The following is a 21,320-nucleotide window of genomic DNA, read 5'->3' as shown; positions in this document are numbered from 1 at the left end:
TCCGTCCGCTGCCGGTCATGGCCGGGCGTCGGCTTCCTTCCTCTCCGGCCGGTCACGCAGGTCGCGCTGGGTGGTGGCGTGTGCGCGGGCCAGGTCGTGGAAGCGGTACCGCCCGGCCGCCGGTTCGAGCAGCAGGTTGGCGTCCATCAGCTGGTGCAGCACCTGGGTGGCGGCGACCGGGGTCACGCCGAGCAGTTCGGCGGCGGCGTGTTCGTCCAGTTCGGGGCCGGGGTGGCCGGCCAGCGCCCGGTAGGCGTGCCGCGCCGGGAGGCTGAGCCGCTGGTAGGACAGGTCGAAGGCGGCGGCCACACTGCGCTGCCCGGCCTCCAGTTCGGCGAGCCGGTAGCGCGGGTCGCGCAGCCGTTCGACCAGGTGCGCCAGTGTCCAGGTGGGATGGGCCCGTAACCGGGCCGCCGCGATCCGGATGGCCAACGGCAACCGGCCACACAGGTCGACCAGTTCGGTCACCAGCTCGGGCGGATGGCCACCGGCGCGGCGGGCGAACAGTGCGATCGCGTCGGCCATGGTGAGGGTCTCCAGCGCCAGCCGCCGGGTGTTGTCCAGGCCGGCCAGCTGCCGCCGGCTGGTCACCAGCACGACACAGCCGGGCGCGCCCGGAAGCAGCGGGGCCACCTGGTTCTCGCCGGCGGCGTTGTCCAGCAGGATCAGCATCCGCCGGCCGGCGAGCCGGGTGCGGTAGAGGGCGGCCCGCCCGTCGAGGCCGTCCGGGATCTGTGCCGACGGTACGCCGATACCGTGCAACAGGTTCCCGAGCGCCTCGGCCGGCTCGACCGGATCGGCGTCTTCGCTGTATCCGTGCAGGTCGAGGTAGAGCTGCCCGTCCGCGTAGCGGTCGGCGATGCGGTGCGCGGCCTCGACGGCGAGCGCGGTCTTGCCGGCGCCGGCCATCCCGTCGATCACGGTGATCAGCACGTCGGCGCCGTCGCTGGGCGAGGTGAGGCGGGCCAGTTCGCCGTCGCGGCCGGTGAAGGCGGGCGGCGGTGCGGGCAGTTCGTGGGGCGTCCACCGGGTGTGCGCCTCGGTGGCGGCCGGGGTGAGCGCCGGGTCGGCGGCGAGGATCTGCCGGTAGAGCTGTTGCAGTTCGGGGCCGGGGTCGGCGCCGAGGCGCTCGGCGAGATGCCGGCGGATGACGGCGTACTGGTCGAGGGCGTCGGAGGTCCGCCCGGCCGCGTACAGGGCCCGGATGTAGGCCCCGGCGAGAGGCTCGTCGGTGACGCGCTCGGCGGTCAGCCCGGCCAGCAGGGGCAGCACCGGGCCGGTCTCGCCGGCCTGCACCGAGGTGGCCGCCCACTCCTGGACGGCGTCGAGGTACTGCTGCTGCCACGCCTGCCGGACGGTGGCCGCCCACTGGCCGGGCAGGTCGGACAGCGGCGGACCGCGCCACAGGTCCATCGCCTCGGCGAGCAGTTTTATCCGCTCCAGGTCGGTGCGGTGACGTTCGTGGGCCTGCTCCACGAGGCGGCGGAACCGGTGCGCGTCCACCTGGTCCGGTTCGACGTCCAGCTGGTAGCCGCCGGAGCGGCGCACCACCCGTACCGGTGTCTGGTCGTTTGATTGAGCGGTGTCCAGAAGCCGCCGCAGACGGCTGAGATGGACCTGGAGCGTGCGCCGCGCCCCGTCGGGCGCCTGGTCCCACACCCGGTCGATGAGGGTCTCGGTGCCGATCAGCCGGCCGGCATCGGCGGCGAGCGCGGTCAGCACGAGCCGCTGCTGCGGCGGGCCGGCTTCCAGTGCCCGCCCGTCGTTGATGATCTCGACCGGCCCTAGAAGCCGAATCAGCATCCCGTGCACCCCGACGATGCTCGTCCCGCGGATTCCGCGGGCCGGGCGATCTGCCCGTTAGCTTTTCAGCAGCAATCTATACATCGATGGGGCTCACCCTCTATCGGATACCGGCGCTAGTTCACTTTAAGTCGGTTTTCCGACTATCTACCGCGTATCGGTCGATGACGAGGGATTGGAGACGGGATGCCGGCGGAGACGACCTATCCCGGGGTGTACGTCGGGGAGATCTCCACGAGCACAGGCGGCGTCACACCGGTGTCCACCGCGACGGCCGCGTTCGTCGGTTACACCCGGCGCGGCCCGGTCGACCAGCCGGTGCGGATCGGCGGTTTCGGCGACTTCGAGCGGTACTTCGGCGGACTGAGCCGGCACGGCGCGGTCGGATACGCGGCCCGCCAGTTCTTCGCCAACGGTGGCACCTCCGCCGTGATCGTCCGGGTGATCAAGGAGGGCAGCGCCGAGGCGGCGTCGGTCACCCTCACCGCGCGCGATCACGGCCACGATCATCACCCCCACGACAAAGACGATCGAGGGGTACGCGAGACGCGCGCCGATGCCGAAGTCGCTGAGGACCGCGGCCGCCCCGACGACCATGACCACCGTCCGCGCGAGCGGCCGGTGCTGGAGGTCCACGCCAAGGAGCCCGGCTGCTGGGGAAACGACCTGCTCGTTCGCGTCGACCACGGCACCCGCGACCCGCACGAGACGTTCAACCTGCACGTCGCCAACGGCCCGGCCCGCGAGTCCTACCACGACCTGTCGATGGACCCGGACTCCAGCCGGTACGCCCCCGAGGTGATCAACGAGGCGTCGAGGCTGATCCGGGTCGAGGCGGTCGGCCAGGACCGGCCGGACCCCAACGGCACCGTCTCCCACGAGTTCGACCACGACCTGCCGGCCTGCGACGACCTGGAGATCACTGTCCGGATCGGTGACGAGGAGCGGCGTTTCCGCCTCTTCCACGGCCACCACGACGGCCCGCCGCCGCGCCGCCTCTCCGAGCTCGCCGCCCTCCTGGAACGCAAGCTGCGCGCCCAACCGGACTGCCCGGGAAGCACCGCCTTCTCCGGCGCCCGGGTGCGCGCCTTCGGCCGCCGGCTCCAGACCGTCGCCGGGTCGGTGGACCCCGACGACATCGTCCACTTCGAGGGGCGCGACGCCGAGCGACTGGGCCTGGAGGCGTACGCCGGACCGCCGGTGTTCACCCTCTCCGGCGGCGACGACGGCGACCCGCCGCAGCCCGGCGACCTGATCGGTGCCGAGTCCGCCAAGTCCGGCCTGCACGCGCTGACCGATCTCACCGACGTCAACCTGCTCAACCTGCCCGACCTGGCCGGCTGGGAGTCGATCGAGGACGCGTCGACCGTGCTGTCGGTGGCCGACCGGATCGCCCGCGAGCTGCGGGCCCTGCTGCTGATCGACGCGCCCGCCGCCTGGACCGGTGTGGACGCTGCCCGCAGCGGCATCGAGCAGCTCGCCGCGGTCCGCAGCGACCACGCCGCCCTGTACTTCCCGCACCTGCTGCTCGACGACCCGCTGTCCGGTCGCCCGTGTGCCGTCCCGCCGTCGGGTGCGGTGGCCGGGGTCATCGCCCGTACCGACGCCGAACGCGGCGTCTGGAAGGCGCCCGCCGGGACCGCGGCCCGCCTGATCGGGGTGCGCGCCCTCACCGTGCCGCTCACCGACCGGGAGAACGGCCTGCTCAACCCGCTCGCCGTCAACTGCCTGCGCACCTTCCCGGGCGGCGGCCCGGTGGTCTGGGGCGCCCGAACCCTGGACGCCGGGGAGCAACCCGCGGAATGGCGATACGTGCCGGTCCGGCGCCTGGCCCTGCACATCGAGGAGAGCCTGCACCGGGCGCTGCGCTGGGTGGTCTTCGAACCCAACAACGAGCAGCTCTGGCAGGCGATCCGCCTCGAGGTCGGCGCCTACCTGGACACGCTGTTCCGGCGCGGCGCCTTCGCCGGTCTCACCCCGCGCGAGGCCTTCTTCGTCAAGTGCGACGCCACCACCACGACCGGGGCCGACATCGACAACGGCGTGGTCAACGTGGTCGCCGGGTTCGCACCCGTCGAGCCGGCCGAGTTCGTGATCGTCACCATCCGGCAGACGGCCGGGCAGCTCGCCTTCTGACCTAGGGACGGAAATTTTCGATGGCCGAGTTCGAAGTCAACGCGCACCGGTTCGACCCGTACAAGAACTTCAAGTTCCTGGTCCGGTGGGACGGGCGTACGGTAGCCGGGATCAGCAAGGTCAGCCCGCTCAAGCGCACCACCGAGGTGGTCAAGCACCGCGACGGCGGCTCGCCGAGCACCCCGCGCAAGTCGCCGGGCCGCACCGAGTTCGAGGGCGTCACTCTGGAACGCGGCGTCACCCACGACCCGGAGTTCGACCGGTGGGCCAACAAGGTGTGGCAGGTCGGCGCCGGGCTGGGCGCCGAGGTGTCGCTCGCCGACTTCCGCAAGAACATCATCATCGACGTGCTGAACGAGGCCGGGCAGGTCGCCGTCTCGCACAAGCTGTACCGGGCCTGGGTGGCCGAATACCAGGTGGTCGGCGAACTCGACGCCAACGCCAACGCCGTCGCCATCCAGAGCCTCAAGCTGGAGTTCGAGGGCTGGGAACGCGACTACGAGGTGCCCGAGCCGGTCGAGCCGTCGTTCACCAACCCGGCCTGATGACGGTGCACGGATCGGCCGGCCTGCTGGCCGCCTGGGAGGATGGGCTGGCCCACCGCGGGCCGGCCCGTACCCTGGCGCTGCACCGGGCCGCCCGGCCCGGAGCCGGCCCGGACGATCTGTTGCGGCTTCCGGTCGGCGAGCGCGAAGCCGATCTGTACGCGCTGCGCCGCACCCTGTTCGGCGACCGGATGCCGGTGCTGGCCGACTGCGCGCACTGCGGCGAGGCTCTCGAGTTCGACCTGGACGCGGCCGCGCTGGCCGCGCCCCCGGAACCCGGCGACGAGCCGCTGCGGGTGACCGAGGACGGGTGGCAGGTCGAGTTCCGGCCGCCCACCGTGGGCGATCTGACGGCCGCCGCGTCCGCCCTGGACCCCCGTGGTGAACTGCTGCACCGGTGCGTCCTCACCGCCCGGTACGGCGACCGGGAGGTCGATGCGGGTGACCTGCCGGAGGCGGTGCAGCGGCGGCTCGCCGAGGCGGCCGAGCGGGCCGACCCGGCCGCCGACATCACGCTGCGCACTGCCTGTCCCGGCTGTGGCGCGGCTACCCCGCTGCGGCTGGACATCGCCGCCCACCTCTGGGCCGAACTCGACTTCTGGGCCCGTGACCTGCTCACCGACGTGCACGTGCTGGCCCGCGCGTACGGCTGGACCGAACCCGAGATCCTGGCGTTGAGCCCGGTGCGGCGCCGCTACTACCTGGAGTTGTGCGCGGATGCCTGAACCGGACTTCTTCGACCGGCTGCTCGCCCGGCACACCGGCCTCGGTGACGCCGTGACGGCCCGGCCGCGGCTGCCCGGCCCGTTCGAGCGTGCCGAACCCCGGTGGGAGGAGGTGGAAGCACCTCCGGAGCCTCTGCGTTCCGCGTCTGAACCCGGCGCTCGACCGGCGCCCGCCGCCCCGGCCCGGATCGAGCGGCGCACTGAGATACGGCACACCGAACGGTTCACGCCGCGCGTTGCCGACCCAGAGCCGGACACGCCGATTCCGTCCACCGAGCCCACCCTCCCGGCCGAGCCCGCCGCGCGGCCGCCCCGGGACCGGGTGATCGTCTCCCGTGTCACCTCCGAGCCGCCGGTCCGGTCCGCCGCCGTCCCGCCGCGGAGTCCCGCGCCGACCACGGCACGGGCGGAACACCCGGCGGCCGGTCCGGCGCCCCTCCCGCGGGCGGCGGCCCGGGAAGCGCCGGCCGCGCCCACCCGGCCCGAATCCGCGCGGCCGCCGGTGTCCCACCGCCGGGCGCGACCGGCCGAGCCGACCGTGCGCGTCACCATCGGCCGGCTCGAAGTGCGTGCCACCGCACCCGAGCGCACGCCCGCCCGTACCCCGCGGCACGGCCGGCCCACGCCGGTGGTGAACCTGTCCGACTACCTGTCCGGGGAGGCGCGGTGAGCAACGCGCTGGCGATCGCGACCGTCACCCAGGCGCTGGCGATGCAGATCGAGCGGAACCTGCCGCCTGAGATCGACTTCGCGGTCAACGTGCAGACCCGGCGCCCGCACAGCGAACCGCCGACCGAGCCGTCCATCACCGTCTTCTGCTACCAGGTCACCGCGAACGCCGCCCTGCGCAACGCCGACCAGCCCGTCCGCGCCTCCGACGGCACCCTGCTCAGCCGGGCCGCCGCGGCCCTCGACCTGCATTACCTGATCAGCGCGTACGGCGAGGAGAACGAACTCGTCGGCCAGCGGCTGATCGGCAGCATCGTCCGCACCATGTACGAGAATCCGGTCCTGCCCGCCGACGTCATCACCGAGGCGGCACAGCGCCCCTATCTGGACGGCAGCGATCTTGCCGCCGCCATCCAGCGGGTCCGGCTCACACCGACCGCCATGGACGTCGACGAGACCTCCAAGCTGTGGGGGATGTTCCACCAGACCCCGTACGTCCTGTCCGTGGTCTACCAAGCGGCGCTCGTCCTGGTCGACGGCCGTGAGGTGCCGCCGCAGCGACCGCCGGTCCGCGAGCCGACGGTCCGGGTGGCCGCCCGTGGGTGAACCAGCGGCGCTCGCCGCCGCCGTCCGCTCCGTACTCGCCCGCCTGGACTCCCACGCGGGCGAGACGGCCGTGGACCCGACACCGCCGTCCACCGGCGACCCCGCCCCGCTGCGGGCGCTGGTGGACCGGTTCGGGCTCAGCCCCTTCGAGCGGGCCGTTCTGCTGCTCGCCGCCGCGGTCGAACTCGACCCCACCACCGGCAGCCGCTGCGCCGCCGCCAGTGGCGACCCGGAACGTGCGTACCCGACGTTCGGCCTGGCCCTGGCCGCGTTGCCGGAACCGCACTGGGACGCGCTCACCCCGGTCGCCCCGCTGCGCCGTTGGCGGCTGGTCGAACCGGCCGACGAGGGCAGGCTGACCGCCTCCCCGCTGCGCATCGACGAGCGGGTCCTGCACTTCCTGGCCGGATCGCCCTACCTTGACGCCCGGCTGCACGGCATGCTGCGCTCGGCAGCACCGCCACCCGACCTGCCAGCCGGCTACCAGGTTGCCGCCGATCGGGTCGCTGCCGGGCTCTCGGTGAGCCCGTTGCGGGTCGAACTGACCGGCGGCGAACGGCGGATCCGCTCCGACATCGCCGCCGCGGCGGCGGACAGCCTCGACCTTTCGCTGTACGTGATGGCAGCCGACGACATCCCCACCGACCCGATCGAACGGGACCGGCTCGCCCGGCTGTGGCAACGCGAGGCGATCCTCCTGCCCGCCGCCCTGCTCGTCGAAACGGGCCCGATGGACCGGGAGCAGACCGTGGCCGCCGATGCGTTCGTCGCCACCGCCGCGGTGCCGCTCGTGGTGGCCGGCGACGACGCACAGCAGTGCGGCCGGCGGGTCACCGTGCCTCCGCTGTCCGACGCCGAACAGCTCGAACTCTGGCGGGGCGCCTTCCACGCCGTCCCGGAGCTCGCCGACGACCAGCTGCGGGGGCTGGTCGCCCAGTTCCAGCTGCCCCCGCACACCGTCCGATCGGTGGCCGCCGCCGTCTTCCGCGACCTTCCCAAAGCCGAGACGCCCGCCGTCGAGGTGGCCTGGCAGGCCAGCCTCGCGGAGGCCCGGATCGGACTCGATGGCCTCGGCCGCCGCATCGAACCCGATGCGGCCTGGACCGACCTGGTGTTGCCCGACCGGCAGATGGTCATCCTCAAGGAGATCACCGCCCACGTCCGGCAGCGGGCCGTCGTCCACCAGGAGTGGGGCTTCGCCCAGACCCTGCGGCGCGGGCTCGGCGTCACCGTGCTCTTCGCGGGCGGCTCCGGCACCGGCAAGACACTCGCCGCCGAGGTGATCGCCGGAGAGCTCGGGCTCGACCTGTTCGTCATCGACCTGTCCCAGGTGGTCAGCAAATACATCGGCGAGACCGAGAAGAACCTGCGTGCGGTCTTCGACGCCGCCGAACAGGGCGGGGCGGTGCTGCTGTTCGACGAGGCAGACGCGCTCTTCGGCAAACGCAGCGAGGTCAAGGACAGCCACGACCGGTACGCCAACCTCGAGGTCAGCTATCTGCTCATGCGGATGGAGGCGTACCGGGGGCTGGCCGTGCTCACCACCAACATGAAGCAGGCCCTCGACCCGGCGTTCATGCGGCGCATCCGGTTTGTTGTCGACTTCCCGTTCCCCGGCGAACGGGAGCGGGCCGAGATCTGGCGGCGCGTTCTGCCGCCGCAGACCCCGTCGCGGGGGCTCGACCCGGAGCTGCTCGCCCAGCTCACCGTGGCCGGTGGGTCCATTCGCAACATAGCGCTGTCCGGTGCGTTCCTCGCCGCTGACGAGGGCGGCAAACTCGAGATGCGGCATCTCCTGGCGGCCGCCCGCACCGAATACCTCAAGCTCGAACGTTCCCTCACCCCGGGGGAGGTGCGCGGATGGGTCTGACCGGGGACGTGCACGTGGAGATCGGCGAGCTGGTGCTCGACGGTTTCGGCCCGCACGTCGACGTGGAACTCGTGTCGGCCGCCTTCACCGCCGAACTGGTGCGGTTGGTGCGCGCGCACGGCGTACCCATCGGGGTGGGAAGTGACCGTGAGTGGGACGCCCTGGCCGGGCTGCCTCCCGTCTCGCCTTCGGCTTCGCCCGCGCGGCTCGGCGTCGCTCTGGCCAGGTCCGTGCATGCGGGCCTTTCCGGACAAGGGCGAGAGGTACGGGGGGAGCCGCGATGACCTCCACCCGGGCCACCGAGGACCGGCAGCCGAGCCAGGCCGACCGGCGGCGTAAGCGGAACCGGGCCACGGCCGCGCCGTCGCCCAAGAACATCGTCAGCGGGGCCGGGCAGCCGCTCGACGTCAGCGTGCGGCGGGAGGTCGAGGAGCGGCTCGGATACGACTTCGGGCAGGTCCGGCTGCACACCGACCGGGACGCGGACGCGCTCGCCACGCTGGTGGGGGCGGATGCCGTCACGGTCGGGACGGACGTGTTCTTCCGGGCCGGGGCCTATCAGCCGGACGGTGTGGACGGTCAGCGGCTGCTCGTGCACGAGTTGCTGCACACCGTTCAGGATCCGCACGGGCTCGGGGTGTTGCGGGTGGGCCGCGGTGACGGGGCGGTCAGCCTGCCCGCCGATCCGGCCGAGCGGGCGGCTGAGGAGGGTGCTTCGCATCCGGAAGGCGCCGCCGACGTCGAGCCGGAAGCGCCGCTGCCCGGGTGGATGCGGTTCGCGACCGTGACCGCTGACCGGATGCGGGTGGAGCGGCTGGATCCGGCCACGTTGCCCGACCGGTTGACGGCGAGCATCGTCCGGTCGCTGCGCGGCGATCCGGCGGACTGGTCGCGGCGCACCCGGGTGCAGCTGTCGCGGCTGCCCTCAGAACTCGTCGAACCGGTCCTCGAACGGCTGGAGAACCGGCTGCTCGGGCCCGAGTACGAGCGGGTTCTCGACCTGCTCGGCGAGGTCGAGGGGGAGGTGCCGGAGCCGGAGGCGCACGCGGCGCCGCTGCCCGAGCCGGATGTGGCCGAGTGGCTGCGCAACGAGCGGGAGCTGGCTCGGCGACGGGCGGCGGAGGAGCGTGCGCGGGCTCAGCGTCCGGCTCCCGCGCCCGGTCCGGAGTTGGAAGGGCACGGGGATTCCGGTGCCGCCGGGAGTACGCCTCGCAACGGGGGCGAGCGGGGCGATCAGGTGACGCCGCAGACCGGGGCGCAGGTCCCGGGGCCGGCGGCCGCCCGGCCGCCCGCTGCTACCGCCGCGCCTGGCTCGACCGCTTCTTCCTCGCCCGGCTCGGCCGCGGCCTCCGGGCCCGCCTCGACCGCTGCTCCGACGGCGGCCTCCGCACCTGGCTCGTCCGTACCGGCGGCGAGTGCCACGTCGGATTCGTCCGCCGCCGCTACTCAGGGTGCGGGCGGTGGCTCGAAGTCCGCGGCTCCGGAACAGCCCGCCAAGCAAGAGGTACCGGTGGCGAGCCCGGAGGCATCCGCGGCGAAGAACCGGCCCGAGGCAGCCGACACCGAGGTCGCGGGCGTGCGGCTGAAGCCCGAGGACAAGCTCGAACCCGGGCGACCGGCCGGCAGCCCGGTCACGTCCGGCAAGGACACCCAGCTCTTCTCCGCGGCCGCGACCCTCGATCCGGTCCGCAACCAGGACGTGCCCGAACTCGCCGAACCGGCGGCCGATCCGTCGCCACCGACCAGCGTGTCCGAGGTGGATCCCGGCGGGGAGCCGGAGAGCGCCTGGGACATCACCCTCCGGCCCGAGGACTTCCTTCCGGCCCAGGATCCCGACGTGTCCGCGATCCCGACCGTCGACATGATCGATCCGGAGTCGAAGGCCGTTCCGCCGATGCCGTCGTTCCCGGCGCCACCGGTCACCCGCGCCGACCGGGTGCAGGCGGAACGCGACGCCGAGGACGAGGCCGCCGAGGCGGAGGAGGCCGAAGAGGAGCCGGTCGAGCCGGAATCGTCGCTTCCGGAGACGGAGGCCGCCGCCGAGAGCCCGGCCGAACCCGAACCGGAAGCGGTCGTCGCGGCGCCACCCACTCCGGGCCTCACGCTGCGGGATCCTGCGAGCGGGACCGATCCGAAGAGCGGGCCGGTCGAGGCGCAGACCACGGTGCAGGAGGCGGGCGGCCGATCCGACGGCAGCGGTAGGGAGACCGAACAGGCCGCCAAGGAGGAGAAGGGAACCCCGGCGGCCGGGGACAAGGCTCCGGCCGCGCCGGAGAAGGCGGCTCAGCAGCCGGCCGGCGGCCAGGCGGCCCCCGCTCCGACGGACGCCGGCCCCACTCCGGCTGAGGCTGCGCCCGCTCCGGCCGAGTCCGTGCCCGGTCCCGCTTCGGCCGCGCCCACCGCCGCGCCCGCTTCGGCCGCGCCCACCGCTGCCACCCCCGCTTCGGCTTCGGCTTCGCCGGGGTCGGCGGCGCCCGCGTCCGCCAACCGGCGATCGGCCGCACCCGAGGGCGCGGAACCCCGGGCTGCGGAACCCGCACCCCGTACCGAGCCGGGTAGGAGCGGCGGCACCGCCGCCGCCCCGGTCGAGCAGAAGAAGCAGTCCGAACCCGCCCCCGACCTCTCCACCGCCTCCCCGGAGGCGGGCCTCGCGACGGCCGCGAGACTCAAACCGCATCGGGCGTTGGAGGCCATGACCGGCGTGGGCCGGGCCTCGGACCGGGCGGTCGGCGACGAACACAAGAATCTGGCCACCGCCCCACCCGCCATGCAACGCCCCGCCGGCGCCCCGCAGACCCTCTCCGGTGACCCGAAGACCGACGCCCCGGTCCAGTACTCGAAGGATCCGGCGGCCCGTTCCACCACCCCGGAGAACCAGAAGGCCGAGGTCGCGGGCGCGAAGGAGCCCGAGGGCCAGATCGAGGCGGAGAAGGCCGAGGAGCCGAGCGGCTGGGACACCTTCAAGATGGCCCTCGGGTTCGGCATCGGCAAGGTCGCCGAATGGCTCGGCTTCGAGGTGGACGCCCAGGAACTGGCCGCCAAGTTCGCCGGACTGCCCACCAAGGACGAGGCCCTCAAACAAGCGATGGCCGGGAACGCGCCGGGCGTGCAGATGACCGGCGCCGCCGACCAGACGTCGAACGAGCAGGGCGCGGCCGTCGACACCAAGGGACAGCAGACGGTCGGCGCGGCCCGCGACGACACCGGCCGGGGCATGGGCGAGGACCAGGTCTACCCGGACGTACCGCCGGAACAGATGGAGGCGCAGGTCCCCGGCCGTGAGGGTGGGCCACCACCGCCCGCGGGTAGCGCGCCGACCGGAGTGGTGCCGGCCGAGGCCGCCTCGAAGGTCGCCGAGCACGACAACGGCCCGCGCATCCAGACGGCGTTCCAGCAGGGCCGCCAGGGCATGGCACAGAGCCGCCAGGACAAGGACCGGGGCTTCCGCGACTCGCAGGCGACCCATCGCTCCCGGGTCGACACCGAGATCACGATCAACACCAAGGACCAGGCAGGGGTACGCGGTGACGCCCTCGCCGACGTCGAATCCGAGCGCGCCACCTGGCGTTCGGAACAGGACGAGGAACTGTCGAAGCTCGGCACCAAGAAGACCGACCGGCAGGCGAAGGTACGCAGCGACGTCCAGGACCGGGAGAAGAAGGCCGACGACGACGTCACGAAGGAGAAGGGCGCCAGCGACAAGAAGATCCGCGACGAGGCGGCGAACGCCGAGCGCGACGCCGAGCGGGAACGCGAGACCGCCGTCCAGAACTCGGGGAACTGGGTCACGAAGGCCTTCGAATGGCTCAAGCAGAAGGTCATCGAGATCAAGAACGCGATCGTCCGGGTCATCCGGGCGGCGCGGGACGCGGTGGTCGGCTTCATCAGGAACTTCAAGTCGGCCGTCGAACGCTGGATCAACGAGGCCCGTACGTTCATCGTCGACGCGATCAAGAAGCTGATCGACGAGCTGATCGAGTTCGCCAAGGCCATGGTGCAGGCGATCATCGACCTGGCCAACCGCATCCGAACGCTGATCACTGACCTGATCAATGCGGCGATCGCCCTGGTCAACAAGCTTGCCACGATGCTCAAGCAGATCATCAAGGACCTGCTGGACGCTCTCGGCAAACTGCTCAAGGATCTGTTGAAGATCCTGTTGCGGGCCCTGCTGGACGTGATCAAGGCGATCGTGGACGCGGTCAAGCAGGTTCTGGCCGCCGCCTCCCATCTGCTGGGCGCGCTGGGCAAGTTCATGTTCGTCGCCATCGACTTCCTGTCCGATCCCGGCGGCTGGCTCGGCGGCGCCAAGAACTCGGCCGTGGACGGCGCGAAGAACCACCTCTTCCGCGAGGTCAAGTCCGCGGTGAAGGCGTGGTTCCAGTCCAAGATCGAGGAAGTTCTCGGCATCGGCAAGGCCGTCTTCGACACCCTGGTCAAGGGCGGCCTGACGCTGGAGAAGATCGTCAAGGAGACGTGGGACGCCATCGTCCCCATGCTCCCGATCATCATCGGCGAGATCGTCATCACGAAGGTCATCGCCAAACTGATCCCCGGCGCGGGCTGGGTGATGGCCGTGATCGACGCCATCCGCACGGCGATCGGCGCGATGGGCGAGATCCTCCGAGCGTTCGGCGCGGTCCTCACCTGGCTGATGTCCGTCCGGCAGGGCGGTGCCGGCATCCTCTTCGCCAAGGCGGTCGCGGCCGGCATCGTGGCCCTGCTCGAACTCGCCTACGAGGCCCTGATCAGCGGCGTAGGCAAGTACGTCGCCAAGGTAGGCAAACGCCTCAAGGCAGTGGCCCAGCGCATGCTCAAGGGTAAGAAGCGGGGCACCCCGGGCGAGTCCCCACGCGACGACGATGGACCGGACCGCACCGGCGAGAGGGCCGGGGAAACCACCACCGGGCGGCCGGACACCGCAACCCCACCGGCAGTGCCGCGGTCGGGCTTTCCCGGACGTCCCGGCACCATCCCACGACCGCGTCCCCCCGCCGGCCCGCGACCGGACGGCCGTCCCCCCGCCGGCCCGCGACCTGACGGTAGGCCTCCCGCAGGCCCCGGAACGAGGGCGGCAAGCGTTCCCGGCAGGCCGTCGGGTGACCGGGATACACCGCCACCGGCAAGACGGCCGGCCTCCGTACCCCCGCGACCGACCCCTGCCGCGACGGCGAAACCGTCGGTGCCTGCCGGCTCCAAGGACAGGAGCGGCAAGCCGGGGACGTCCACGGATCAGAAAACGGGGACCCGCCCGGCCTCGTCGGCGGCTCCGACGCCCGTGCCTGGTTCGACGCCGGACCGTGCGCGTCCGAGACAGGACGAGCGGGCTGCGGCCGATGCCCGCCCGAAGCCCGACGGAGGCACACCGAAGACCGACGGAGGCGCGCCGAGGGCCGACCGTGGCGTCAGCGACAAGCCTCCATCGACCAGACACGATGACCCGGACAAGACCGCCCGTGACCCGGACGGTGGCCGGCCCAGGCCCGACCGGGACAAGCCGTCGAAGCCGGAACGCGACGGTGACGGCAGGCCGTCGACCCGCGACAAGCGCACCCGGCGGGAGGACCAGCGGGACCAGAGACGCCGGGAGGAGGACTCACCCGCCGCGAAATCGAAGCGGCTAGCGCTCATCGTTCCGAAGATCAGGAAGATCATCAAGCAGAGGACAGAGCACGGCATGCAGGATCGGCTGTTCCGGGCGATGCTGGTGCGCCTGCGCATGTACTACCGCTTGAAGGTTCTGGTCGGGTTGGGCCAGCCGATCACGATGGTCCATGCTGGTCTGAGCCCGCTCGTTCCGGTCGAGGACGTGAACCAGGTCCCGAACTCGGTGAACGGCACCGTCGAGGACTGGGACGACCCACAAGACGTGGACGAGCTGCCGCCGCCGGACTCGCTACCGTTCGTCGACAACGAGCTGCCGCGAAGCTTCTACATCCGGTTCATCAATCCCAAGTTCGCCAAGGACAAAGGTCGCTATCCGCCCAGCAACAGGCACAGCTCCAGGGGTATGCGGTACATCATCGCCAACGATCTGCAGAATCCGGACAGCGGTGACACCTGGGACCTCATGCACCTGCTTCCCCGGCAGCTGGGCGGGAACGCGGCCGGCACCAACTTCATACCGGCGCGAAATTCGATCAACAAGGGTTTCTACCACTCCTTTGAGAAGTTCCCGGTGCCGGAGTTCGGGCACGATCCGCGATTCACCCCGCCGCATCCGCCGTTCCCCGGGTGGTACCGGATCGGATTGCAGCTGCGCTCCGGCCCGGCGCGTGGCTATCCCGGAGACAGGTGGCCGGAGGGTTTCCCGCAGGGCCTTGTCGCGGCATGGGGCGTGTACCACCGAAAGGGCCGCGAGAATCCGCGCCTCAGATCCTCGTGGGCTCCCGAGCAGCGCGACTCCGCCGCGTTGACCTTCCCGCCGCCACCGCAGGTGCGGGGCCCGGTCAACCTGAGCACCGAGAAGGACCGGAAGAAGATCGGAAATGCGATCAAGCGGAAGGACGGGACGAGGAGGCGAGACGCTCTGATCACCGCGCTGATCAGTTGCCAGCCGTACGTCGGGGCGGATCCCTTCGAGGACATGCGGGTCAAACTGACGGCGTACACCAGCACCGGGGCGAAACTTCGCGGCCTCAACGCGATCTTGGCGGATCTGGAAGTGCGATACAAAGACCGCCTCTTCACCTTCTAGGCGTGAGGAACAAGTGTGTGAAGCCACTGAACGACATAGAGATCAAACTTTCGGTCGCGGTCGAGAAGCTTGAGCAGGCGGACCGGATCGACATCATCGAACAGGTGGAAGGCGCGGTCGACAGCTCCTTTCGGGAACTCATGCCGCTGTCGAGGTATCCGGCGTGGAAGGACATCGAACTGGATCGGTACATGCTGGACGCCGCCCCGCGATTCCGTGGGATGGCGGTCTGGTGGGAAACCGAGAAGCCGCTCCCGGCCGTCTCCGGCGAGTTCCGCCTTCCCGGGGCGCTGGGCCTGCTGCGGCAGAAGCCAGACCCGGTGATCGGCTCCATGCGCGATAGATTCCAGCGAGATTTCGTCGCCGGTCTCCGTTTCATAGATCACTCGTTCGCGTCCTCGCGCGGGATCAAGACCTGTATCCGGCTGTCCTCGGAATCCTCGTCGTTCGAGTTGTGGCACAACGTGCTGGAGGACATCGAGGTACCCCCATACCCGCCCGGATATCTGCGGTTGACTCTCACCTACGAGGAGTACCTAGAGCAGTTGTCGCTGACGAAGGGCCTGCACGGCTGGCAGTACCTGTTTACCGACCTGGACTTCTTCTCCGGGCCGTACACGGGTCTCCTCGACAACGTCAGGACGGGCCTGGAAGTGTTCACCGAACACTTCCCCGACGAGGACTACTCGCTGCTCCAGCGGCAAATGGAGGAGCGGTCGTGACCTTCCCGGACATTCCCCGGGCTATTCGGGCGGCGATCGTCGTCGTGGATCCGGATACCGCCACGCCGCAGCGGGCCATCGTCATGCAGTTCAATCCGGACTCTCTCGAACGGTCGATTCAGCCGCAGGCGGCCGGGGGGACCGCCGACGCGAGTGGCAGCGGGACCGATGGGGATCGGAACGAGGCGCTGCGGTTGAAGGGACCGGCCGAGGAGCAGTGGAAGTTCACCGCGGAGATCGACTCGACTGATCAGCTGGATGTGGCGGCGCCGGATGGGATTCATCCGCAGCTGGCGGCGCTGGAGATGCTTCTGCAGCCGACCACGGCGCAGCTTCGGGAGTCCATCGAGGCCACTCGGCGCGGGGTCATCGAAGTCAATCCGATCGAGACGCCGCTGACGCTGTTCACCTGGGGGAACAAGCGGATCATGCCGGTCCGGCTGACCGAGTTCTCGGTCAACGAGCAGGCGTTCGACGTCAACCTCAACCCGATCCGGGCATCGCTGAGCATCGGGATGAAGATCCTGACCGTCAGCGATCTGCCGTTCGGGCACCCCGGCGCCGACCTCTACCTCGCCCACCTGGCGATGAAGGAACAACTCGCCGCCCGCGGCAGCAGGATCGGAGGCTGACGTGCCCGAGCCGTACCAGAGCGTCTATGACGGCATCCCCGGCGCGGGGCCGTACCCGCGGACCAGCCGCTACGCCGGCACCGAGATCGCCGTGCACACCCGGCCGGACGGCACCGAGGTCCGGTACGCCCGGCACCGGCTGCTGCCGCCGCTGCCGGACGGCGACGACACCATCGTCCACACGGTCACCTCGGGGGAGCGGCCCGACCTGCTGGGGCGGCGCTTCTACGGCGACCCGGAGCAGTGGTGGCGGATCGCCGACGCCAATCCGGTGCTCGACCCGCGGGAGCTGACCGACGAGCCGGGCCGCGCCATCGGCGTACCGGAAACGAGGTTTTGATCTTGTCAGACGAACCTTTCGGGCGCGGACCGCTGCACCTCGACCTCAGCATGGGCCGCGACCTGCCCCGGCCGGTGCCGCCGGAGATCGGTGACGCGCTGCTGTCGGCGCAGATCACCGCGACCGCGGGCGAGCGCAGTGGCTTCCAGTTGGCCTTCGACCTCACCAAGAACGGGCCGATCGCCCGGCGCTACCTGCCGGAGCGGTTCTTCCATCCGAAGACGCGGGTGGTCATGAGCACCACGCTGCGCGGGGTCACGACGGTGATCTTCGATGGGCTGATCACCCGGCAGGAGGTGGGCGCCAGCAATCGGCCCGGCCAGTCCACGCTGACCGTCACCGGTGAGGACCTGACGCTGGTCATGGACCTGGAGGAGCGTGCGGAAGGCTTCCCCAACCTGGCGCCGTCGCAGCGGGCCGAGCTCATTTTGCGCCGCTACGCGAACTACGGGATCACGCCGCGGGTGATCACCGAGCAGGTGCCGCAGCCGCCGGACGCGGCCGAGCGGATCGACTACCAGAGCGGCACCGACCTGCACTATCTCAACCGGCTGGCGCGCGCCAACGGCTACACGTTCTATCTGGAGCCGGGGCCGGAGGCGGGCCGGTCGACCGCCTACTGGGGGCCGCAGATCCGCGCCGGCGTCCGCCAGCACGCGCTGTCGGTCAACATGGACGCCAACTCCACGGTCGACCAGCTGACCTTCGCCTACGACGGGCTGGCCCGCGAGGAGCCGACCGTGCTGGTGCAGACTCCGGCCACCCGGGAGATCATCCAGCTGGGCCAGCCGACGATCGACCCGCTGCGCCCGCCGCTGGGCCGCGACCCGACCGAGGCGCTGAAACGGCCCAGCGTGCGCACCACCGCCAAACTCAGCACCGCCGAGGCGCAGGCCGAGCTGCTGGCCCGCGCCGCCACCTCGGCGGACGCCATCGCCGGATCCGGGTCGCTGGACGTCACCCGGTACGGCTTCGTGCTGCGTCCCCGTGAGCTGGTCGGCGTACGCGGCGCGGGGGTCGCGTACGACGGCGACTACTTCGTCACCTCGGTCACACACACTCTGCGGCCGGGGCAGTACCTGCAGAACTTCACGATCTCCCGCGAGGGAATGGTGGCGCGCGGCGACACCGTGCGGCCCTAAGGAGCTTTGGACATGCCGGAACCGAACAACCGTTTCCTCGGCAAGTACCGGGGCCGGGTGGTCGACAACGCCGACCCCCGGCACATCGCCCGGCTGCGGGCCGAGGTGCCCGACGTGCTGGGCCGGGAGTGGTCCACGTGGGCGATGCCGTGCCTGCCGTTCACCGGCGAGCAGGCCGGGCACTTCAACCTGCCCGCGGTCGGCGCCGGGGTGTGGATCGAGTTCGAGCAGGGCGATCCGAGCCACCCCATCTGGTCCGGCACCTGGTACGGCGAGGCGGGCGAACTGCCGCCGGACGCCCGTACCGCCCAGGAAGCGGAACCGCCCACCCAGCCGGTCGTGATCCAGACCCGGGCCGGCCACAAGGTGGTCGTCTTCGACACCGCCGGTGGCGGGATCCTGTTGCAGGCCGGTGGCGCGTCGGTACGGATCGACGGCGGCGGCGTCCGTATCGAGGACGGTGCCGGCGGCGTGCTCACGGTCTCCGGCGGCCGGGTCGACGTCAACGGACAGATCTTTCCGGGGAGGACCTGATGCGCACCGACATCGCTGTCCCGTTCCGGATCGGGGTCCGTGGCCGGACCGCCACCGCGACCCTCGACGAGCACGCCCGTGACCTGATCGAGCAGCTGCTGTTCACCAGCCCGGGGGAGCGGGTGATGCGGCCCGACTTCGGCTGCGGGCTGCTCGACCTGGTGTTCGCCCCGACCGCCCCGGAGTTGGTCGCGGCCCTGGAGCTGACCGTCCGGGCTGCCCTCCAGCGGTGGCTCGGTGACCTGATCGAGGTGCGGGCGCTGGACATGACCGTGTCGCGCGGCGTCGTCCGGGTCGAGTTGACCTACACCGTCCGGCGTACCGGCAACGAGCGTAAAGACGTCTTCGAGGGGAGATCATGAGCGACCGGAGGCGCGCGGCGATCCGGGCGGCCGGCCACAACGGGGTCGACGAGGTCGAGGTCAGCGACGACGGGCTGCGGCTCTCCGTCACCTTCCTCGGGCGGGCCCCGGACGATCTCGAACCCGGCAACGTACGCATCGACGGTGGCCGCCGTATCACCGGCGTCACCGCGGTCGCCGTCGAGGTGGAACACGCCGACGACCCGGAACTCGACGACCGGCTGCACGTCACCGTGGACCGGGCCGGCGACACGTCCCGCTACCGGCTGTCGATCGTCGAGCCGGACCTGTACGGGCGGCCGGGCGACACCCCGTACCCGGGTTTCGACCAGCGTTACCTCAGCGCCACGTTCCGGTTCCGGCCGCAGTGCCCGGCGCCGTTCGAGCCGCCGGAGCCGGAGCCGATGAGCCCGCCCGCGCCGGTGATCGACTACACCGCCCGGGACTACGACACCATACGGCGGCTGCTGCTGGACCGGATGGCCCTGACCATTCCGGCGTGGGTGGAACGCGGGCCGGTCGACCTCGGCGTCGCCCTGGTCGAGTTGCTCGCCTACACCGCTGACCAGATCTCGTACCAGCAGGACGCGGTCGCCACCGAGGCGTACCTGGACACCGCCCGCCACCGGGTGTCGGTCCGCCGCCACACCAGGCTGATCGACTACCCGATGCACGACGGCGCGAACGCCCGGGTGGTCGTCGTGGTGGACGTCGCCGAGCCGGTCACCCTGCGGCCGGGCGAGTACCGGTTCGCGGCGGCCGGCGGGCACCGGGGAAGCGTCATCGAAGACGAGAACGCCTTGATCTTCGAACCGCTCGACCGGCGGCCGGCGCGACTGTGGCCGGAGCACAACGCCATCCGGTTCTGGACGTGGGAGGGCGACCAGCCGTCACTGCCGGCCGGCGCCACCGCGGCGACGCTGCGCGACGACGACCGCTGTCTGCGGCTGCGGCCCGGCGACGTGCTGGTCCTCGAGGAGACCCGTGGCCATCGGCAGGCGGTCCGCCTGCTCTCCGCCACCCCGGGCACCGACCGGCTCTCCGGCCAGACGATCGTGGAGGTGACCTGGGCAGACGAGGACGCGCTCACCCACGGACTGGACCTCGACGAGAGTGTGGCACGCGGGAATGCGATCCTCGCCGATCACGGCCGTACCGTGCCGGTCACCACTTCGGGACCACGGTGGGTGACGCAGGCCGTCCCGTACCCGCTGCCCGCCCACGTCTGCGCCGGCCAGGCCGCCCACCTCGCCGGAATCCCGGACCGGGCCCGGGAGCGGCTGACCGCACTGTGGCGCAGCGCCGGCGACCGCACCGGGCTCTCCGACACCGAGGTCGACGAACTGACCGTCCTGTTCGACCTGTCCTACGGTGTGCGCACCGCCCTGCGCGAGGAACCGGTGCGCACGCTGCGTCACCTGCTGCACCGTGCGGACCGGCTGCTGGCCGCCAAGCGCCGCCGCCTGGACGTGCTCGCCGCCCGGGCCCGCGCCGGCACGATCCTCGGTGACCACGTCGCCGAGGAGATCGCCCAGACCTGGGGCGACCGGTACGCCGACGGCCTGCGCCCCGGCGACCCGGTCCTGGCCGGTCCGATCAGCGCCCTGGCCGGCGACCCCGCTCAGGCCCTGCCCGCCCTGCGCGGCGACTGGAAGCCGCGCCGCGACCTGCTGGACAGCGGCCCCCGCGACCGGCACGTCGTCGGCGAGCTCACCGACGACGGCCGCCTCCGGTTGCGCTTCAACACCACACCCCCACCCGGTACGGAGATCGGCTACCGGATCGGCGGCGGCACCGCCGGCAACGTCGGCGCCGAGGCGATCACCCACCTGGTGACCTGCCGTGACGATGGCGGAATACCGGCGGTCACCGGCGTACGCAATCCGTTGCCCGCTGTCGGCGGCGCCGACCCGGAACCGGTCGACCGGGTCCGCCGCCTCGCCCCGCTCGACCTGCGCCGCAAGAAGCGGCGGGCGATCACCGCGGCCGACTACGCCGAACTGGCCTCCGCGCTGCCCGGCGTGCAGCGGGCGGCCGCCGAGATCCGCTGGACCGGCGGCACCGCCGAGGCACACGTCGCTATCGACGCCCGTGGCTCCGCCGACCCCTCCCAACGACTGCTGGACGAGGTGGCGGACCGGCTGGAGGCGTACCGGCGGATCGGCCACGACCTGGTCGTCACACCCGCCCGCCCGGTCCCGCTGGACATCGTCGTCGAGGTGTGTGCGGCGCCCGGCCACCAGCACGGCCGCATCCTCGCCGACCTGCACCGCAAGCTGCTCGCGGCGTTCCGGCCGGACGCGCTGACCTTCGGCGACCCGGTCCGGGTGAGCCGGCTGACCGCACTGGCCGCGTCGGTTCCCGGGGTGCGCACCGCCCGGGTGACCCGGCTCCGGCGGCTGTCCGCACCGGACGCCGGGGAACTCGCGGCCGGGCTGCTGCGCCTCGGCCCGCTGGAGGTCGCCCGCTGCGACAACGATCCGGACCGACCGGAGAACGGCCGCCTGGAGACGGTTCTGACCGAGGAAGGCGACTGA

16 protein-coding genes are annotated in these 21,320 nt (G+C 71.7%); 15 read left to right on the top strand and 1 reads right to left on the bottom strand.

Annotation, left to right across the window (positions count from 1 at the left end; translation table 11 throughout):
* Positions 1-15: 15 nt before the first annotated feature.
* Complete coding sequence (locus KZ829_RS15610) at positions 16-1,803, bottom strand: AfsR/SARP family transcriptional regulator (protein ID WP_220144615.1); 1,788 nt, start codon at positions 1,801-1,803, stop codon at positions 16-18.
* A 186-nt stretch (positions 1,804-1,989) separates the two neighbouring features.
* Between KZ829_RS15610 and KZ829_RS15605 the strand changes: the two genes are divergently transcribed.
* From KZ829_RS15605 to KZ829_RS15535, 15 genes are read left to right on the top strand one after another with little or no spacing between them, the layout of a single operon-like run.
* Entirely contained in the window at positions 1,990-3,939 is a 1,950-nt protein-coding gene (locus KZ829_RS15605) for a phage tail sheath family protein (protein ID WP_220144614.1), read from the top strand.
* Positions 3,940-3,959: 20 nt separating this feature from the next.
* Positions 3,960-4,484, top strand: a complete 525-nt coding sequence (locus KZ829_RS15600; protein WP_220144613.1) for a phage tail protein — start codon at positions 3,960-3,962, stop codon at positions 4,482-4,484.
* The gene (locus KZ829_RS15595; RefSeq protein WP_220144612.1) at positions 4,484-5,209 is read left to right on the top strand and encodes a T4 family baseplate hub assembly chaperone; all 726 of its coding nucleotides are present in this window, start codon (positions 4,484-4,486) and stop codon (positions 5,207-5,209) included. The genes KZ829_RS15600 and KZ829_RS15595 overlap by 1 nt, the downstream gene beginning before the upstream one ends.
* Positions 5,202-5,879, top strand: a complete 678-nt coding sequence (locus tag KZ829_RS15590) for a hypothetical protein (protein ID WP_220144611.1) — start codon at positions 5,202-5,204, stop codon at positions 5,877-5,879. Before KZ829_RS15595 ends, KZ829_RS15590 begins: the two co-directional genes overlap by 8 nt.
* On the top strand, positions 5,876-6,484 hold the full coding sequence (locus tag KZ829_RS15585; RefSeq protein WP_220144610.1) for a Pvc16 family protein: 609 nt from the start codon (positions 5,876-5,878) through the stop codon (positions 6,482-6,484). Before KZ829_RS15590 ends, KZ829_RS15585 begins: the two co-directional genes overlap by 4 nt.
* Positions 6,477-8,354 carry an ATP-binding protein gene (locus KZ829_RS44505; RefSeq protein WP_220144609.1) on the top strand — a complete coding sequence of 626 codons (1,878 nt, stop codon included), beginning with the start codon at positions 6,477-6,479 and terminating at the stop codon, positions 8,352-8,354. The genes KZ829_RS15585 and KZ829_RS44505 overlap by 8 nt, the downstream gene beginning before the upstream one ends.
* Positions 8,345-8,638: a hypothetical protein gene (locus KZ829_RS15575; RefSeq protein ID WP_220144608.1), complete on the top strand. Its 294-nt coding sequence runs from the start codon at positions 8,345-8,347 to the stop codon at positions 8,636-8,638. The genes KZ829_RS44505 and KZ829_RS15575 overlap by 10 nt, the downstream gene beginning before the upstream one ends.
* Complete coding sequence (locus KZ829_RS15570; protein ID WP_220144607.1) at positions 8,635-15,051, top strand: eCIS core domain-containing protein; 6,417 nt, start codon at positions 8,635-8,637, stop codon at positions 15,049-15,051. The genes KZ829_RS15575 and KZ829_RS15570 overlap by 4 nt, the downstream gene beginning before the upstream one ends.
* 2 nt (positions 15,052-15,053) lie before the next feature.
* Complete coding sequence (locus KZ829_RS44500; protein ID WP_220144606.1) at positions 15,054-15,773, top strand: hypothetical protein; 720 nt, start codon at positions 15,054-15,056, stop codon at positions 15,771-15,773.
* A complete protein-coding gene (locus KZ829_RS15560; RefSeq protein WP_220144605.1) occupies positions 15,770-16,405 on the top strand; it encodes a CIS tube protein in 636 nt (211 codons plus the stop codon). Before KZ829_RS44500 ends, KZ829_RS15560 begins: the two co-directional genes overlap by 4 nt.
* Before the next feature lies 1 nt (position 16,406).
* Entirely contained in the window at positions 16,407-16,745 is a 339-nt protein-coding gene (locus KZ829_RS15555) for a LysM peptidoglycan-binding domain-containing protein (RefSeq protein ID WP_220144604.1), read from the top strand.
* A gap of 2 nt (positions 16,746-16,747) precedes the next feature.
* Positions 16,748-17,887, top strand: coding sequence for a hypothetical protein (locus tag KZ829_RS15550; protein WP_220144603.1), 1,140 nt, complete (start codon positions 16,748-16,750; stop codon positions 17,885-17,887).
* Between the two features lie 12 nt (positions 17,888-17,899).
* On the top strand, positions 17,900-18,421 hold the full coding sequence (locus KZ829_RS15545; protein ID WP_220144602.1) for a phage baseplate assembly protein V: 522 nt from the start codon (positions 17,900-17,902) through the stop codon (positions 18,419-18,421).
* On the top strand, positions 18,421-18,783 hold the full coding sequence (locus KZ829_RS15540; RefSeq protein WP_220144601.1) for a GPW/gp25 family protein: 363 nt from the start codon (positions 18,421-18,423) through the stop codon (positions 18,781-18,783). The genes KZ829_RS15545 and KZ829_RS15540 overlap by 1 nt, the downstream gene beginning before the upstream one ends.
* On the top strand, positions 18,780-21,320 hold the full coding sequence (locus KZ829_RS15535; RefSeq protein WP_220144600.1) for a putative baseplate assembly protein: 2,541 nt from the start codon (positions 18,780-18,782) through the stop codon (positions 21,318-21,320). The genes KZ829_RS15540 and KZ829_RS15535 overlap by 4 nt, the downstream gene beginning before the upstream one ends.

This window comes from Actinoplanes hulinensis (assembly GCF_019429605.1).
GTDB classification, from domain to species: Bacteria; Actinomycetota; Actinomycetes; order Mycobacteriales; family Micromonosporaceae; genus Actinoplanes; species Actinoplanes campanulatus.
Note: the sequence above shows the minus strand (reverse complement) of the source record. Positions and strands in the feature narration are given on the sequence as shown.

What these genes read in the sequence shown, in the direction of transcription:
- KZ829_RS15535 (WP_220144600.1), top strand. Translation starts at nt 18,780, where the DNA reads ATGAGCGACCGGAGGCGCGCGGCGATCCGGGCGGCCGGCCACAACGGG.
- KZ829_RS15610 (WP_220144615.1), bottom strand. Translation starts at nt 1,803, where the DNA reads ATGCTGATTCGGCTTCTAGGGCCGGTCGAGATCATCAACGACGGGCGG.
- KZ829_RS15540 (WP_220144601.1), top strand. Translation starts at nt 18,421, where the DNA reads ATGCGCACCGACATCGCTGTCCCGTTCCGGATCGGGGTCCGTGGCCGG.
- KZ829_RS15575 (WP_220144608.1), top strand. Translation starts at nt 8,345, where the DNA reads ATGGGTCTGACCGGGGACGTGCACGTGGAGATCGGCGAGCTGGTGCTC.
- KZ829_RS15595 (WP_220144612.1), top strand. Translation starts at nt 4,484, where the DNA reads ATGACGGTGCACGGATCGGCCGGCCTGCTGGCCGCCTGGGAGGATGGG.
- KZ829_RS15600 (WP_220144613.1), top strand. Translation starts at nt 3,960, where the DNA reads ATGGCCGAGTTCGAAGTCAACGCGCACCGGTTCGACCCGTACAAGAAC.
- KZ829_RS15605 (WP_220144614.1), top strand. Translation starts at nt 1,990, where the DNA reads ATGCCGGCGGAGACGACCTATCCCGGGGTGTACGTCGGGGAGATCTCC.
- KZ829_RS15570 (WP_220144607.1), top strand. Translation starts at nt 8,635, where the DNA reads ATGACCTCCACCCGGGCCACCGAGGACCGGCAGCCGAGCCAGGCCGAC.
- KZ829_RS15545 (WP_220144602.1), top strand. Translation starts at nt 17,900, where the DNA reads ATGCCGGAACCGAACAACCGTTTCCTCGGCAAGTACCGGGGCCGGGTG.
- KZ829_RS15590 (WP_220144611.1), top strand. Translation starts at nt 5,202, where the DNA reads ATGCCTGAACCGGACTTCTTCGACCGGCTGCTCGCCCGGCACACCGGC.